The sequence below is a fragment of the Ureibacillus sp. 179-F W5.1 NHS genome (assembly GCF_045369345.1).
In the GTDB taxonomy this organism is placed as follows: domain Bacteria; phylum Bacillota; class Bacilli; order Bacillales_A; family Planococcaceae; genus Ureibacillus; species Ureibacillus halotolerans.
Genome location: NZ_JBIQFG010000004.1, coordinates 44,791 through 58,430 on the forward strand (window position 1 = coordinate 44,791; position 13,640 = coordinate 58,430).

General features: G+C 35.5%; 18 protein-coding genes and 1 tRNA gene. 18 read left to right on the forward strand and 1 reads right to left on the reverse strand.

The window, feature by feature from the left end; all coding sequences use genetic code 11:
- Positions 1-8 precede the first annotated feature (8 nt).
- The 9 genes from sdhB to ACH0B5_RS03380 all read left to right on the forward strand — a co-directional run bounded on the left by sdhB (position 9) and on the right by ACH0B5_RS03380 (position 5,792).
- Positions 9-788: a succinate dehydrogenase iron-sulfur subunit gene (sdhB, locus tag ACH0B5_RS03340; protein ID WP_122972360.1), complete on the forward strand. Its 780-nt coding sequence runs from the start codon at positions 9-11 to the stop codon at positions 786-788.
- 501 nt (positions 789-1,289) lie between these two features.
- Positions 1,290-1,730, forward strand: a complete 441-nt coding sequence (locus ACH0B5_RS03345) for an acyl-CoA thioesterase (RefSeq protein ID WP_122972359.1) — start codon at positions 1,290-1,292, stop codon at positions 1,728-1,730.
- A 72-nt stretch (positions 1,731-1,802) separates the two neighbouring features.
- Positions 1,803-2,024, forward strand: a complete 222-nt coding sequence (locus ACH0B5_RS03350) for a helix-turn-helix domain-containing protein (protein ID WP_036198757.1) — start codon at positions 1,803-1,805, stop codon at positions 2,022-2,024.
- Positions 2,025-2,166: 142 nt separating this feature from the next.
- The gene (locus ACH0B5_RS03355; protein WP_406927385.1) at positions 2,167-2,625 is read left to right on the forward strand and encodes a MarR family winged helix-turn-helix transcriptional regulator; all 459 of its coding nucleotides are present in this window, start codon (positions 2,167-2,169) and stop codon (positions 2,623-2,625) included.
- 10 nt (positions 2,626-2,635) lie between these two features.
- Positions 2,636-3,430, forward strand: a complete 795-nt coding sequence (gene racE, locus ACH0B5_RS03360; protein ID WP_406927386.1) for a glutamate racemase — start codon at positions 2,636-2,638, stop codon at positions 3,428-3,430.
- 187 nt (positions 3,431-3,617) lie between these two features.
- On the forward strand, positions 3,618-4,376 hold the full coding sequence (gene rph, locus ACH0B5_RS03365) for a ribonuclease PH (protein WP_122972356.1): 759 nt from the start codon (positions 3,618-3,620) through the stop codon (positions 4,374-4,376).
- Positions 4,376-4,969, forward strand: coding sequence for an XTP/dITP diphosphatase (locus ACH0B5_RS03370; protein ID WP_122972355.1), 594 nt, complete (start codon positions 4,376-4,378; stop codon positions 4,967-4,969). The genes rph and ACH0B5_RS03370 overlap by 1 nt, the downstream gene beginning before the upstream one ends.
- A 123-nt stretch (positions 4,970-5,092) precedes the next feature.
- Entirely contained in the window at positions 5,093-5,599 is a 507-nt protein-coding gene (locus ACH0B5_RS03375; RefSeq protein ID WP_122972354.1) for a metallophosphoesterase, read from the forward strand.
- A 119-nt stretch (positions 5,600-5,718) separates the two neighbouring features.
- Positions 5,719-5,792: transfer RNA gene (locus ACH0B5_RS03380), tRNA-Arg, on the forward strand.
- 159 nt (positions 5,793-5,951) lie between these two features.
- Here the strand turns inward: ACH0B5_RS03380 and ACH0B5_RS03385 are convergent.
- Positions 5,952-7,073, reverse strand: coding sequence for a site-specific integrase (locus ACH0B5_RS03385; RefSeq protein WP_406927387.1), 1,122 nt, complete (start codon positions 7,071-7,073; stop codon positions 5,952-5,954).
- 184 nt (positions 7,074-7,257) lie between these two features.
- Between ACH0B5_RS03385 and ACH0B5_RS03390 the strand changes: the two genes are divergently transcribed.
- From ACH0B5_RS03390 to ACH0B5_RS03430, 9 genes are all read left to right on the forward strand, one after another.
- A complete protein-coding gene (locus ACH0B5_RS03390; RefSeq protein ID WP_122972352.1) occupies positions 7,258-7,593 on the forward strand; it encodes a thioredoxin family protein in 336 nt (111 codons plus the stop codon).
- Between the two features lie 162 nt (positions 7,594-7,755).
- Positions 7,756-8,001, forward strand: a complete 246-nt coding sequence (locus tag ACH0B5_RS03395; protein ID WP_122972351.1) for a glutaredoxin family protein — start codon at positions 7,756-7,758, stop codon at positions 7,999-8,001.
- Positions 8,002-8,267: 266 nt separating this feature from the next.
- Positions 8,268-8,531 carry a metal-sensitive transcriptional regulator gene (locus tag ACH0B5_RS03400; protein WP_122972350.1) on the forward strand — a complete coding sequence of 88 codons (264 nt, stop codon included), beginning with the start codon at positions 8,268-8,270 and terminating at the stop codon, positions 8,529-8,531.
- A 103-nt stretch (positions 8,532-8,634) separates the two neighbouring features.
- Entirely contained in the window at positions 8,635-10,296 is a 1,662-nt protein-coding gene (locus ACH0B5_RS03405) for a CoA-disulfide reductase (RefSeq protein WP_174232684.1), read from the forward strand.
- A gap of 226 nt (positions 10,297-10,522) precedes the next feature.
- Complete coding sequence (locus ACH0B5_RS03410; protein ID WP_122972348.1) at positions 10,523-10,918, forward strand: OsmC family protein; 396 nt, start codon at positions 10,523-10,525, stop codon at positions 10,916-10,918.
- A 16-nt stretch (positions 10,919-10,934) separates the two neighbouring features.
- Positions 10,935-11,582: a TlpA disulfide reductase family protein gene (locus ACH0B5_RS03415; protein WP_122972347.1), complete on the forward strand. Its 648-nt coding sequence runs from the start codon at positions 10,935-10,937 to the stop codon at positions 11,580-11,582.
- Between the two features lie 60 nt (positions 11,583-11,642).
- Positions 11,643-12,278 (forward strand): hypothetical protein, encoded by a 636-nt coding sequence (locus ACH0B5_RS03420; protein ID WP_122972346.1) that lies wholly within the window; start codon positions 11,643-11,645, stop codon positions 12,276-12,278.
- 4 nt (positions 12,279-12,282) lie between these two features.
- Positions 12,283-13,038, forward strand: a complete 756-nt coding sequence (locus tag ACH0B5_RS03425; protein ID WP_406927388.1) for a cytochrome c biogenesis CcdA family protein — start codon at positions 12,283-12,285, stop codon at positions 13,036-13,038.
- Between the two features lie 16 nt (positions 13,039-13,054).
- The gene (locus ACH0B5_RS03430) at positions 13,055-13,630 is read left to right on the forward strand and encodes a TlpA family protein disulfide reductase (RefSeq protein ID WP_122972344.1); all 576 of its coding nucleotides are present in this window, start codon (positions 13,055-13,057) and stop codon (positions 13,628-13,630) included.
- Positions 13,631-13,640 lie beyond the last annotated feature (10 nt).

Below are 13,640 nucleotides of genomic sequence, written 5' to 3' on the forward strand. Positions count from 1 at the left end.
CATTAATCATGACAACAGCAGTAGGAACTGGAAAAACTGTTAAAATGGAAATCCTTCGTCAAGATACTGAAGGTGGACAATCTCGCTGGGAGAAATTTGAGGTCCCTTATCGTCCAGGTATGAACGTTATCTCTGCATTAATGGCAATTCAACAAAATCCTGTTACTGCTGATGGACAAAAAACTACTCCTGTAACTTGGGATATGAACTGTCTTGAAGAAGTATGTGGAGCATGTTCAATGGTTATTAATGGTCGTCCACGTCAATCTTGTTCAACATTGATTGATCAATTGGAACAACCTGTTCGTTTAGAACCAATGAAAACATTCCCAGTTGTACGTGACTTACAAGTTGACCGTAGCCGTATGTTCAATGCGCTTAAAAAAGTAAAAGCTTGGGTTCCAATCGATGGAAGTTACGATTTAGGTGAAGGTCCTCGTATGCCAGAACGTAAACGTCAATGGGCATATGAATTATCAAAATGTATGACTTGTGGTGTATGTATGGAAGCATGTCCAAACGTGTCTGAAAAAGCTTCATTCATCGGACCAGCTCCATTATCACAAGTACGTCTATTCAATACACACCCAACAGGTGCAATGATTAAAGACGAACGTTTAAATGCAATTATGGGTGATGGTGGCCTTGCAAACTGCGGTAACTCACAAAACTGTGTAGCTGCATGTCCAAAAGGTATTCCATTAACAACTTCTATTGCAGCACTTAACCGTGCAACAACTGTTCAAATGTTCCGTAACTTCTTCGGTTCAGACCACATGGTTGACTAATCATTTGGCTTCTTGAAGAAGGAGAAATAGGAAACAAATCCTTTTCAAAAAATATGAAGGGTATCTAAGTCTTTTTATGACTTTTAGATACCCTTTTTATTATGTCTTGCATAAGATAGAACGATGTTACAGAGGAAAGGGTTGTAACATTTGATCGTTAATTTCTTCTATTTGTTTTCCATTCATTTCAGTAGAGTCAAAGGAACTTTTTTGTCGAATGGCGTAAATTTAGTTCAAAGAATGTCGACATAGACAAAAAGGTCACGGCTCCCCCTTTATGTAAATGGACTAGATTTGCTATAATTTAATGAACCGCTATTCATTTTACTTCCTTAAGTTTCACTAAATTCAGTTGATGGATTCCAATTGGGATCATCATGATTGTGTGGACTTAAAAGAAATTATGACCGTTGGCTTTTCCGAGCTGAATTACTAGTTCAATGGCCATAGCAAAATGATAAAGGGAGAATAGGGAAAATAAAGGGGAAGGGGTTATCGAACATGAAAGCAAGTTATATTGAAGATCCACAAAAATGGGAGGAACAATTCGAATTTTATGTCGAGGTAAAGGTAAGATTTTCGGAAACCGATATGTTTGGACATTTGAACAATACGGTAACCTTTGCATATTTTGAATATGCACGGATTGAATTTTTGAAATATTTAGGTTTTGCCAGCTTCACAGGGGAAATAACGAAAATTCCTGTTGTGGCGGATTTACAATGTGATTATTTAAAACAAGTATATTTTGATGAAACTCTTCGAATCTATGTAAAGGCAGCACGAATCGGAAACTCATCCATCGATATTCACTATCTAGCAAAAAACGAAAATAACGAACCATGTTTCACGGGTAGAGGCACGATTGTTCAAATCGATAAAGCTTCAGGAAAACCAATTCCATGGGATGAAAAAGAAAAATTAATATTGCATGGGAAATAGTTAAAATGCCCTCACAGCCTTTAAACTCTTATCATACTTTACATAGAAGAGGAGATAGGAGGGTGTTGCCTTATGAATAGCCCGCAGCATCGTTCGCTTTTGACGAAAAGAGAACGGGAAATATTCCAGTTACTTATCTTGGATTATTCAACTAAAGATATTTCGCAAAAGTTGGGCATAAGCGAAAAAACGGTGCGTAATCATATTTCAAACACGATTCAGAAACTGGGCGTATCCAGTAGATCACAAGCATTGATTGAATTATTAAGGCTAGAAGAATTATCACTTCATTGATTGGATGCTTGCTATTTCGTCCAAAACACTTCAAAATAGAGTTAAAGCAATTTTATTCAGCAAACAGTTTTTGTTCCTAAGTGTTCACACAGGTTCAAAAGTCGCTGAGACTGATTTGATTCTTGAGGAGTGACTGCACTAGATGAGGAATGACGAAAGGCATAGCAAAGATAGGATAGCATTTTTAGAAAAGAAACTTCGCTTTACTTCGAATTTGATAAAACAAAAGGGTAGGGAAATACTCAGTAATTACACAATTACACCTCCGCAATTTATAGCGCTTCAATGGTTACATGAATCGGGCGATATGACAATTGGAGAATTATCGAATAAAATGTATTTAGCTTTTAGTACGACGACGGATTTAGTCGATCGTATGGAAAAAAATGAATTAGTAGTGCGTATTCGTGACGATCAAGACCGCCGAGTTGTACACATTCATTTACTTCAAGAAGGCGAAAGAATCATCGAAGAAGTGATTGAAAAAAGACAAAATTACTTACAAGAGTTATTAGTTGATTTTGATAAAGAAGAAGTTGACATGTTATCGAAATTACTACACAAATTACATTTACAAATGGAACAAATGGAACAGGATTGAGGCGGTTTTTGTGAATGCCCCGATAGGCGTTATTGATTCAGGTGTTGGCGGCTTAACAGTTGCAAAGCAAATTATGAAGGTTTTACCAAATGAAACAATCTATTATATTGGTGATACTGCAAGATGTCCCTATGGACCAAGGAATAGAAAAGAAGTGTTACATTTTACATGGCAAATGGCTAAAGCATTAGAAAAGATGCATATTAAAATGCTCGTCATCGCATGTAATACAGCAACAGCTGTCGCGTTGGAGAGCTTGCAGAAGAAAATGTCGATTCCGGTAGTCGGTGTGATTAATGCAGGGGCGAGGGCGGCAGAGAAAAAAACGAAACGAAATGAAATCGTCGTACTTGCAACAGAAGGTACTATTAAAAGTGGGGCATATGAAAATGCCTTACTTTCTTTAAGTACGAAGGCGAAAATAATTCCTCTTGCGTGTCCGACGTTCGTTCCCCTTGTAGAAAGTGGCGAATATGAAGGACAGTTTGCATTCGACTTAGTTGCAAAAGGTTTAAAGCCGCTAGCCAATAAACAGTTTGATACCGTTATATTAGGATGTACCCACTATCCAATTATCCAGCATCATATCGAAAAAGTAGTAGGGCCGGATGTATTTGTCCTTTCCTCTGCGGAAGAAACGGCAAAGGAAGTAAAGGATTTACTAGAGTATTATGATCAATTGAATACTTCGGTAGAAGAACCTTATCATAAGTTTTTCACAACCGGCTCTGTCCCAATTTTTCGAACGATTGCTACAAATTGGTTAGAGTCAAATCATTTAGATATACGCCGTATAAAACTTTAATTTACTTCATTGGTATTATCTCTTATTGCACCATTAGCATGCCAATAATTAAGAAGCTCGTAAGTATTTTTACTTTCGAGCTTTTTATTTTGAAAAACAATACAAAGGTCACTAGTATTCGCATCCACTCGAAAATTAAAATAAATTATGATAAGATGGGTTTCGCGAAGCAACGAGGAGGATTAACATGACAAGACATGATGGTAGAGCTGTAGAACAACTAAGACCTGTTACAATTGAAACGAATTATTTAATGCACCCTGAAGGATCTGTCCTTATTCAGGTAGGCAATACAAAGGTCATTTGTACAGCAACAATTGATGATAGAGTTCCAGGATTTTTACGTGGCCAAGGAAAAGGATGGATAACAGCGGAATATTCAATGCTGCCAAGAGCCACAGCAGAACGAACTCAACGCGATTCTTCTCGTGGGAAAGTAAATGGCCGGACGATGGAAATACAACGTTTAATTGGACGAGCATTACGGGCCATTGTTGATTTAGAAGCATTAGGTGAAAAAACTGTTTGGATTGATTGTGATGTTATTCAAGCTGATGGTGGGACACGTACCGCATCCATTACAGGCGCTTTTGTTGCGTTAACACAAGCATTAGCAAAAATTCACGAGGAAAAACCTTTCCCTAAATTCCCAATCGTTGATTACTTAGCTGCAACGAGTGTTGGATTTGTTAGGGAACTTGGTGCTGTATTAGATTTAAACTATGTGGAAGATTCTTCTGCGGAAGTCGATATGAACTTAGTAATGACTGGTTCTGGTCGTTTTGTGGAAATCCAAGGAACAGGAGAAGAAGCAACCTTCTCCCGTGATGAGTTAAATCAATTATTAGATTTAGGTGAAAAAGGAATTGCCGAATTAATTGCCTTACAAAAAAATGCCCTTGGAGAAGCAGCAAACTTAGTTGGTTCAACGAAGGAGGAAGCATAATGAAACAAGTTGTGATTGCAACAAAAAATAAAGGGAAAGCGAAGGACTTCGAAGCATTGTTTACACCCCTTGGTTACGAAGTTGTAACGATGTTTGAAGTAGCGCCTGATTTAGAAATTGAAGAAACAGGAACAACCTTCGAAGAAAATGCCATTTTAAAGGCTGAGACGCTTGCTAGACAGCTTGGAAAACTAGTCATAGCCGATGATAGTGGACTAGCTGTAGATGCCCTAGGAGGCGAACCTGGCGTATATTCTGCCCGCTATGCTGGCGACCATGATGATGAAGCAAACATTGTGAAAGTACTGGAAAAACTAAAAGGCGTACCGGACGAAAAACGCACTGCCCGTTTCTGCTGTTCATTAGCCATCGCTGGACCAAATATGGATACATATACAGTATTCGGTACATGTGAGGGTGTAATTTTACATGAAAGACGGGGAACAAATGGCTTCGGTTATGATCCAATTTTCTTTGTACCAGAACTAGACCGTGCCATGGCAGAATTAACACCAGAAGAAAAAGGAGCGATTTCCCATCGTGGAAATGCTATTCGTAAGCTGGCAGCAGAATTACCAAACTTGGTAAAGTAGGTTAATTAAAATAATAAGGGTCCCCGAAATAGTGTTTCGGGGAATATCCCATTTAAATTAAGTATATGAAAATAACTTCATGCATATAGTGATGGTTGGGATGGTCTTTTAGGAGGTGGAATGATGCGGTTATTAGTAATGAGTGATACCCACGGAGATGCGGAAGTGATTAAAAGGGTAAGGGAAGCCAATCCACAAGTCGATGCGATCGTACATTGTGGAGATAGTGAACTTTCCTATGATCATCCTTATTTAGATGGTGTAAAAAAAGTGCGCGGTAATTGTGACCGGGACGACCGATTCCCAAATGAAGAATTGTTTGAAGTAGACGGTGTGAAAATTTTCGTCGCCCATGGGCATTTGTTAAATGTGAAGTCCACCATTATGAATTTACTATACCGTACGAAGGAAGTGGAGGCAGATGTCGCCTTTTTTGGCCATTCCCATGTATTAGGTACGGAGTTAGTGGATAATATATTATTTGTGAATCCTGGAAGCCTATTAAAACCACGGGCAATTGCGGAAAAAAGTTATGCCGTTGTAGAATTCGAAGATAACACGTGGAAAGTAACAGGCTATACAGATAACGGGAAAGAAATCTTTACAAAAAACTATGCCTTATCAGAGTAACGATTCGATTTGAATTTTTTGATTCATTTATAAATTATTTTTCAAATAGTATTGACAGTTTACCAATAAGTGCATATAATAATAATTGTCTTTCATGATTATTTCCATGTTTGACCAATGTCTCAGTAGCTCAGCTGGATAGAGCATACGCCTTCTAAGCGTACGGTCGGGGGTTCGAATCCCTCCTGGGACGTCGAAGGGTTCAGATAGAAGAAGTTTGAACCAAGTAAAAATGCTTCAAATCCTTATTATATAGGGGTTTGGGGCGTTTTTATATTTTACAAGAAAAAGAAAGAAACCGAAAGAAAAAGGTGCTTTTTATACACTTTATACACAAATTTTACACAAGGATTTAGCCACTATAAGTTAGTAAGTCCTCAAAAATTGAAGCAGTTTTTGATAAATCACGCTCACGAAGTTCTTTTAAGAGATGTGCGTAAGTAGAAGTCGTAATATCAATTGAAGCATGACCAAGTCTTTCGCTTACATACAGAACTGAAATATCTTGATAAAGAAGAACACTAGCATGAGTATGGCGTAAACCATGAACTGTAAAAATAGGTTTGATTTTTAGTTTTTTTATTGAAGCTCGTAACACATCATTTAACCGATCATTAGTAATAACTTGAATTGGTGAATCAGATGTATAGAACACTAGGCGATTTTCATTCTGAGGATGATTTGAAACTTTTAGTACCTGTTTCTTTAAAACATTCATTGTCGTCTTATCTAAGCCAATTGTTCGTTCAGATGATTCATTTTTCAACGGACCAAATCCTCCATACTCTTTATAGCGCCATTGTCGATGAATTTTAACAGTGCTTTCTTTAAAATTAATATCTTCAATTGATAGACCAACTAATTCCCCGTATCGTAAACCGCTAGTTAAAGCAACAATTAACATCGTATATTCAAGACCATTGTCAATATTTGCATGTAAATACTTTAATAGTAGTTGACTAGCATCATAATCCAAGAACTTTTCAGATGATTTTTTACTAGCTGCTCCGGTGATGGTAACATTTCGTGTAAAGTCGGTTTTTATTAATCCTTCATCTATTGCTTCCCTTATACAAGTGCGTATAAAGCCATTCATTTTACGATTCGTTGTTTTAGCAAATTGCTCTCCCATGTCATTAAGAAACTGTTGGTATTCACGTTTAGTAATACTCTGAATAGCTTTATCTCCAAAATAGTTAAGAAGTTTGGTGTGAGTTGCTTTATAAGAGTTAAGGGTTATATCGGAAATATCTCGCTTATAAGTCTTGAACCATTCCAAAAAATATTTTTCAATCGGATAGTCCTTTTGTGGATCGAGTACTCCGTTTTTTAAATCAAATTCCATCTGTAAAGCTGCTTCTTGTGCTTCTTTTTTTGTTCGAAATCCCCCTTTACGAATTGGTTTTTGCTTGCCGTCTATTGTGCGGCTAATGGCATATTGCCACGTGTTACCGCGCTTTGTGAAGCTTGCCAAATAATTACCTCCTTTACTTGGTATAAGAATAGTATAGAGTTTTTATGAGTGTTTGGAAAATGTGAGTTTGAAGTTGCTATTAAGTGAGTGTGTGAAAACATGAATATAAACATAAACTAACTGAGATGTCTTTACTTTTATCTAACTAGTGGCTAAGCTATAATGTACTGAAAGGTGGTGCAGAATGAGAACATTCAAAGAGTTACACACCATTGAAGCTGTAAACAGCTTTATTTCCAGCAATCCATTATCCTTTATTTATATTTCGCGTACAGGATGCAGTGTTTGTCATGCTCTTTTACCACAGATCGGAAAACTTATGGAAAAGTTCCCGAATATCCAACTCGCACACATCAATTCTACAGAAGTGGAGGAAGTCGCAGAACGGTTTACTGTTTTTTCGGTCCCAGCGATGCTTCTATTTATAGAAGGGAAAGAATTTTTGCGGGAAGCGCGTGTTGTCCATATGAGCCTATTTGAAGAGAAATTACAGAAGATTTATGACGGTTATATGAATTAAGGCTATTCTCGCATGCTCGGGGAATAGCCTTTTCTTTTAATTTTTATTAAAGTGTATTATAAAGAAGAAAATTTATCAAAATCGTGAAGGCTGATTATCACCTTATCTATTAGTGGACCATTAAATATTTTAGAATAAATATTAGAAATAGAGGCTATAAAAATGAAAATAGATGTAACACTCTACACCACCACGTTGTGTCCTGTATGTGGTATGGTTAAAGACTTTTTGAAAGACATGAATATAATATATAAAGAAATTAATGTAGATATCAACCCAATAGAAATGATAAAACTTATTGGGAAGACGAGAAGATTATCTGTTCCTCAAACAAATATTAATGGTGAATGGATCTTCGGATTTGACCCGGTTCGCATCTTAGAAGTTCTAAATGCTAAGTCTAATTAGAAAGGAGTAAAGGTTCTTTTCCTAAACATTAGAAGTTATGGATTAAGCTGAACAAATAATGGAAAAAGTAACTTTTATTGAAAGGTAGTTTAAAGATAAAGTATTGGAATACCTGTTTTCAAATGGATAACTAGTATATGGGAAGAAACCTCTTTGAAACTAGCGAGTAAAGAGAAATACTAGACTACTTATAGGAGTTGACATTATACCTTACGGGGTATAATATGGTATAATAATGAATGATTCATTAAGGGGAGGCTAGATAGTTGAATTCATATGATGATAAAATCAAAAATCGAATTAAACGAGCAGAAGGTCAGCTTCGTGGTATTTTGAAAATGATGGATGAAGGAAAAGATTGTAAAGCAGTAATCACTCAACTATCTGCAGCTCGTTCAGGTGTGGATCGTGCTATCGGTTTAATCGTAAGTCAGAACTTAGCGGAGTGTATCCAAGCAGCACAGGGTGACGAGCAAGCTATGAATGAGTCAATTCAAGAAGCTGTTAATCTTTTTGTTAAAAGTCGATAAGTAGTTCGACTTTTTATTTCAAATAAATAATACCCCTATAGGTATCCGAGGCTGCTTATATTCTTAAAAAACATTAATCAACACTATTATTGGAGGAACTATTATGAAAAAGAAAATTATTATCGTTGGTGGAGTTGCAGGTGGAGCAACAGCAGCAGCTCGTTTAAGAAGAATTAGCGAAGATACTGAAATCATACTTGTAGAGCGCGGTGAGTATATTTCATTCGCAAATTGTGGTTTACCTTATTATATCGGCGAAACTATCAAGGATCGAAGTAAATTATTAGTTCAAACAGTCGAAGGAATGTCTGAACGATTTAAACTAGATATACGAAACCAAAGTGAAGTAATTAGTATTGATACTGAGAATAAAAGTGTGACGATAAAAAATCTACAAACAGATGAACTTTATACTGAAACATACGATAAATTACTTCTATCTCCAGGTGCTAAACCAATTATACCACCAATTCCTGGTTTAAATGAAAATGATACATTATTTACCCTTAGAAACATTCCTGACACAGATAAAATTAAGAGCTATGTTGATTCTAAAGAGCCTAAAAAAGCGGTAGTCATTGGTGGTGGGTTTATTGGAATTGAAATGGCGGAGAACTTAGTAGATTGTGGAATTGAAGTTACAATTATCGAAATGGCAAATCAAATCATGGCGCCAATTGATTTCGAAATGGCAAGTATTTTACACAAACATCTAAAAGAAAAAGGTGTGAACTTAATACTAGAAAATGGCGTGCAATCCTTTGCTGAGCATGGTAAAAAAGTTATTTTATCTGATGGAACAGAAATTGAAACGGATATGACTATACTTTCAATTGGTGTAAGACCGGAAAATGAATTAGCCAAAGGGGCTGGATTAGAATTAGGTGAACGTGGAGGGATAGTTGTAAATGAATACCTACAAACATCTAATCAGGATATTTACGCTGTAGGAGATGCAGTTGAGGTTGTGGATTATATTAATGGCCAAAAAGCTATGATTCCACTTGCTGGACCAGCCAATCGCCAAGGTCGAATTGCTGCCAATAACATCATGGGGAAAAATGAGAAGTATCAAGGGACTTTAGGTACTTCAATTGCGAAGGTGTTTGATTTAACAGTTGCTGCTACTGGCAATAATGAAAAAACTTTAAAAAGACTAGGAATATCTTATGAAGTTGTTCATATTCACCCAAGTTCTCATGCTGGTTATTACCCAGGTGCAGCGCAGATATCCTTAAAATTAATCTTTGATAAAGAAACAGGAAAAATCTTTGGCGCACAAGCAATTGGAGCAGATGGTGTTGATAAACGAATAGATGTTATTGCTACGGCTATTAAGGGCGGACTTACTGTAGAAGATTTAACGAATCTAGAATTATCTTACGCACCACCATATTCTTCTGCAAAAGACCCAGTGAATATGGCAGGATATGTAGCAACGAATGTACTACTTGGTGACTTAGAGCAGATACAATGGCACGAAGTAGATCAAATCATTGCAGACGGTGGTTTATTAATCGATGTTCGTGAAGCAAAAGAAAGAGAAAATGGCTATATAAAAGGTTCTATTAATATTTCTCTTAATGAGCTAAGAAATCACCTAAATCAAATTCCAAAAGATCAACCTGTTTATGTAAGCTGTCAAGTAGGATTAAGAGGCTATTTAGCAAGTAGAATCTTAAAAAACAGTGGATACAAAGTGAAAAATGTTGATGGTGGATGGAAAACATATTCATCTGTATATGGTGCAAAGATAAACCAATAACATTTCTAACTATTAGTATTTTTTGAGATATTAAATAAATACCTATATAAGGATGAGTCTAGGACGATAAGGATATATATCATCCTAAACTCATCCTTTTTGTAGTTGTTTGATCTTAGTTATTTCAAATTAAGATATACAAATGAATAAAAAAATCCAAACATACTAAATTTTAACGAAATTTTCACATTTCCAATCCATAATACAGGTGAAGGGAGATGTGTAAATGAAATTTAGTATTGAAAATGAACGATTAGTTGGACATTTAGAATTTGGGAACATTTATGCTTCTACAGATAGCTTGAAAGGATATAAGCCCTACGAATTAATGTTAACTTCTATAGTTACGTGTAGTGGTTTATTACTTATAAAGTTATTAAATAAAAAACGCATATCTTTCACTTCTGTAAATTTTCATGTGGAGGGTATTAGAAATACGGAAATAGCGAATCGTGTTGAAGCAATCGATATTACTGCATACGTCACATTTGATAAAGAACTTTCAAAAGAGCAACTAAAAAAGTTAGAAGAACTAGTAATAAAGAATTGCGGGATGATTCAAACGATTATTGGCTCTGTGAAAGTTACTTACAATATTCATTACCACCAATTAACGGATTAAGAAAGGAGCAATTAGGATGAAAAAATATATTCCTTTCATAATCATAGCAATACTTGTGTGTTACGTAATTTTTGACTTTGTGTCAAAAGAATCAATGCTGAATACCACAATAAAAAATGAAGCTAAAACAGAACAATCGATTGAACAAGAAGTGGTGGACGAGTTATTTGATCATACAGGTGAAGATCTAACTGAAACGGGCCATATAGAATCTGGACAAACCTTACCAGAAGTTGAATTTGCTCCCGGTTTCGAACTGTCCGATATGAACGGTGTTTCTGTAAACCTTTCCGACTTAAAAGGAAAAATTGTTATCTTAAACTTTTGGGCAACTTGGTGTCCTCCATGTAGAGACGAAATGCCTCATATGCAAAGTTTCTATGAAAAGAAAAAAGATGATGGCATTGAAATTATTGCTGTTAACTTAACGAACCAAGATGTTGGGCGGCAAGCCATTGAACAATTTGTACAAGATTTTGGCTTAACATTTCCAATTCTGTTAGATGAAGATGGTTATGTTGGGACGTTGTATGAAGTTATGACAATACCAACGAGTTATATTTTGGATGAGGAAGGACGTATTTTTCAAAAGGTAGTTGGTCCAATGGATGAACAAATATTGAATGATATGGTGGATTCAATTCGTATGTATGATGAAGAGTAAGAACTTCTTAGTTCAGTAGCTCAGATACATCTAAATTATTAAAAAAGCAGGAGTTGTCAAATGGCTAGTACAGCAAAGGTCATTTCATTAGCATCAATTTTCTTTAGTATTATCGTAGGTCTACTAATTTATTATTGGATTAGCCCATCAAACAAGGAAGAGATGAAAATTCAATTTGAAAAAGTTGTTAACTTTTTATTGAACTTTATTATCTTTATGTGGATAGCAAAAGTAGTATTAAATATCACAATATTTATAAAAGATCCTCTTGCTGTTTTAGCCTATCCAGCTGACTCAACCGCTTTTTATCTAGCTATAATAGCAAGTTTCACTCGATTAGTTTTTAAACAGAAAAATTTAAATCTATTTAACTTTCTTAGTGTCTTGTTACCAGTCGTGTTAACGGCTTCTTTTATGTTTGAATTTACACAATTTATACAAGATCACAATTGGTACTCTTTGACGAATATGATTGTCTTTATGATTCTTGTGACATTTTTTTATTATTTTATTGACAAAATCTCACCGTTAAATTTATATTTAATTCTTTTAATTAGTTGGTTGACCGGGACATTAATTATGTACTTTACACAACCATATGTATCATTTTTCGGGTATTTATTATCGTTACCATTTATTTTCTCTTTCTTTTTATTCAATCTAAGTGTCCTAATTTATCACAAATTGAAGAGGTGAATATATGACTATTGAGACAGATACAGTCCTTCTAGTAGGTATGCTTTTAGCGTTTGGAGCTGGTGCTATTTCCTTCTTATCACCATGTGTACTTCCTTTATTTCCCGCTTATTTATCCTACATTACAGGAATTAGTGTAATGGAAATACAAACAGAACAAAGTACTACGATTCGAAAAAAAATATTAAGCCACTCAATCATATTTTTAATTGGAATAGGTATTGTTTTTATTAGCTTAGGGGCTAGTGCTTCTTATATCGGGCAATGGTTACAACAGTTATTTATAGGAAATACAGCATTATTAATACAGAGGCTAGCCGGGATCTTTATCATCTTTATGGGATTATTTGTAGCAGGGTGGTTAACGATTCCGGTATTTATGAGGGAAAGACGTTTCCAGTATTCAAAAAAATCTACAAGTTATTTAGGGACATTTTTTGTTGGGCTAGGTTTTGCGGCTGGATGGACACCGTGCATTGGTCCAATTTTTGCATCAATACTATTACTTGCTGCTACCAATCCAAGTCAAGGTCTTATTTATACGTTTATGTATGTCATTGGTTTTGCAGTTCCATTTATAATATTAACGTTTTTCATTGGTTCGTCGAAATGGATTGTAAAAAGAACTGGAATCATTATGAAAGTTGGAGGGATTATGATGATTCTCATGGGAGTCCTTCTATTTTTCGGACAAATGCCACGATTAAGTGCATTTTTATTGAGATTAATTGATGGAACATGGCTATCAAATCTAGGATAGAAAGAGGTAAATGGCAATGAAGAAAGTAATATTTGGACTATTATTAATTGCAATGATTGGATATGCGTTTTATGAGTATAATTCTTCCCAATCTGATACCACAGTTACAAGTAAAAAAACTCCCGTGATCTCATCTAATACGGATATTGAAATTGAAGAAACAAATGAAGTAGGAATTAGACGTGGAAATATTGCACCCAATTTTACGTTAGAGACATTGGAAGGTGAAGTTCTTTCACTGTCAGATTTTAAGGGAAAAAAAGTATTTATTAATTTTTGGGCTACTTGGTGTCCACCCTGCCGCGCAGAGATGCCAGATATACAAAAATTCTCTGAGGATGAAGATGTTCTAGTGTTGGCAATCAACTTAACACATACAGAAGATTCTTTGTTGACAGTTGATAACTTTATTCAAGAAAAAGGATTCGATTTTCCAGTATTAGTCGACGAAAATGGAGAAGTTGCCGAGCTGTTTCGCGTACAAGCTTATCCAACATCCTACATGATTGATACATCGGGAAGAATACAATTCGTTGCATTAGGTGCAATGAATTATGATCTTATGGTTAAGGAATATAAAAAGTTAAAATAAGCACTTAAAC

Coding starts and splice junctions, on each gene's coding strand:
- ACH0B5_RS03430 (WP_122972344.1), top strand. CDS start 13,055: ATGAAGAAAGTAATATTTGGACTATTATTAATTGCAATGATTGGATAT.
- ACH0B5_RS03350 (WP_036198757.1), top strand. CDS start 1,803: ATGAATAGCCCGCAGCATCGTTCGCTTTTGACGAAAAGAGAACGGGAA.
- ACH0B5_RS03390 (WP_122972352.1), top strand. CDS start 7,258: ATGAGAACATTCAAAGAGTTACACACCATTGAAGCTGTAAACAGCTTT.
- ACH0B5_RS03370 (WP_122972355.1), top strand. CDS start 4,376: ATGAAACAAGTTGTGATTGCAACAAAAAATAAAGGGAAAGCGAAGGAC.
- ACH0B5_RS03375 (WP_122972354.1), top strand. CDS start 5,093: ATGCGGTTATTAGTAATGAGTGATACCCACGGAGATGCGGAAGTGATT.
- ACH0B5_RS03415 (WP_122972347.1), top strand. CDS start 10,935: ATGAAAAAATATATTCCTTTCATAATCATAGCAATACTTGTGTGTTAC.
- ACH0B5_RS03420 (WP_122972346.1), top strand. CDS start 11,643: ATGGCTAGTACAGCAAAGGTCATTTCATTAGCATCAATTTTCTTTAGT.
- ACH0B5_RS03355 (WP_406927385.1), top strand. CDS start 2,167: ATGAGGAATGACGAAAGGCATAGCAAAGATAGGATAGCATTTTTAGAA.
- ACH0B5_RS03410 (WP_122972348.1), top strand. CDS start 10,523: ATGAAATTTAGTATTGAAAATGAACGATTAGTTGGACATTTAGAATTT.
- ACH0B5_RS03395 (WP_122972351.1), top strand. CDS start 7,756: ATGAAAATAGATGTAACACTCTACACCACCACGTTGTGTCCTGTATGT.
- ACH0B5_RS03345 (WP_122972359.1), top strand. CDS start 1,290: ATGAAAGCAAGTTATATTGAAGATCCACAAAAATGGGAGGAACAATTC.
- sdhB (WP_122972360.1), top strand. CDS start 9: ATGACAACAGCAGTAGGAACTGGAAAAACTGTTAAAATGGAAATCCTT.
- ACH0B5_RS03405 (WP_174232684.1), top strand. CDS start 8,635: ATGAAAAAGAAAATTATTATCGTTGGTGGAGTTGCAGGTGGAGCAACA.
- rph (WP_122972356.1), top strand. CDS start 3,618: ATGACAAGACATGATGGTAGAGCTGTAGAACAACTAAGACCTGTTACA.
- ACH0B5_RS03425 (WP_406927388.1), top strand. CDS start 12,283: ATGACTATTGAGACAGATACAGTCCTTCTAGTAGGTATGCTTTTAGCG.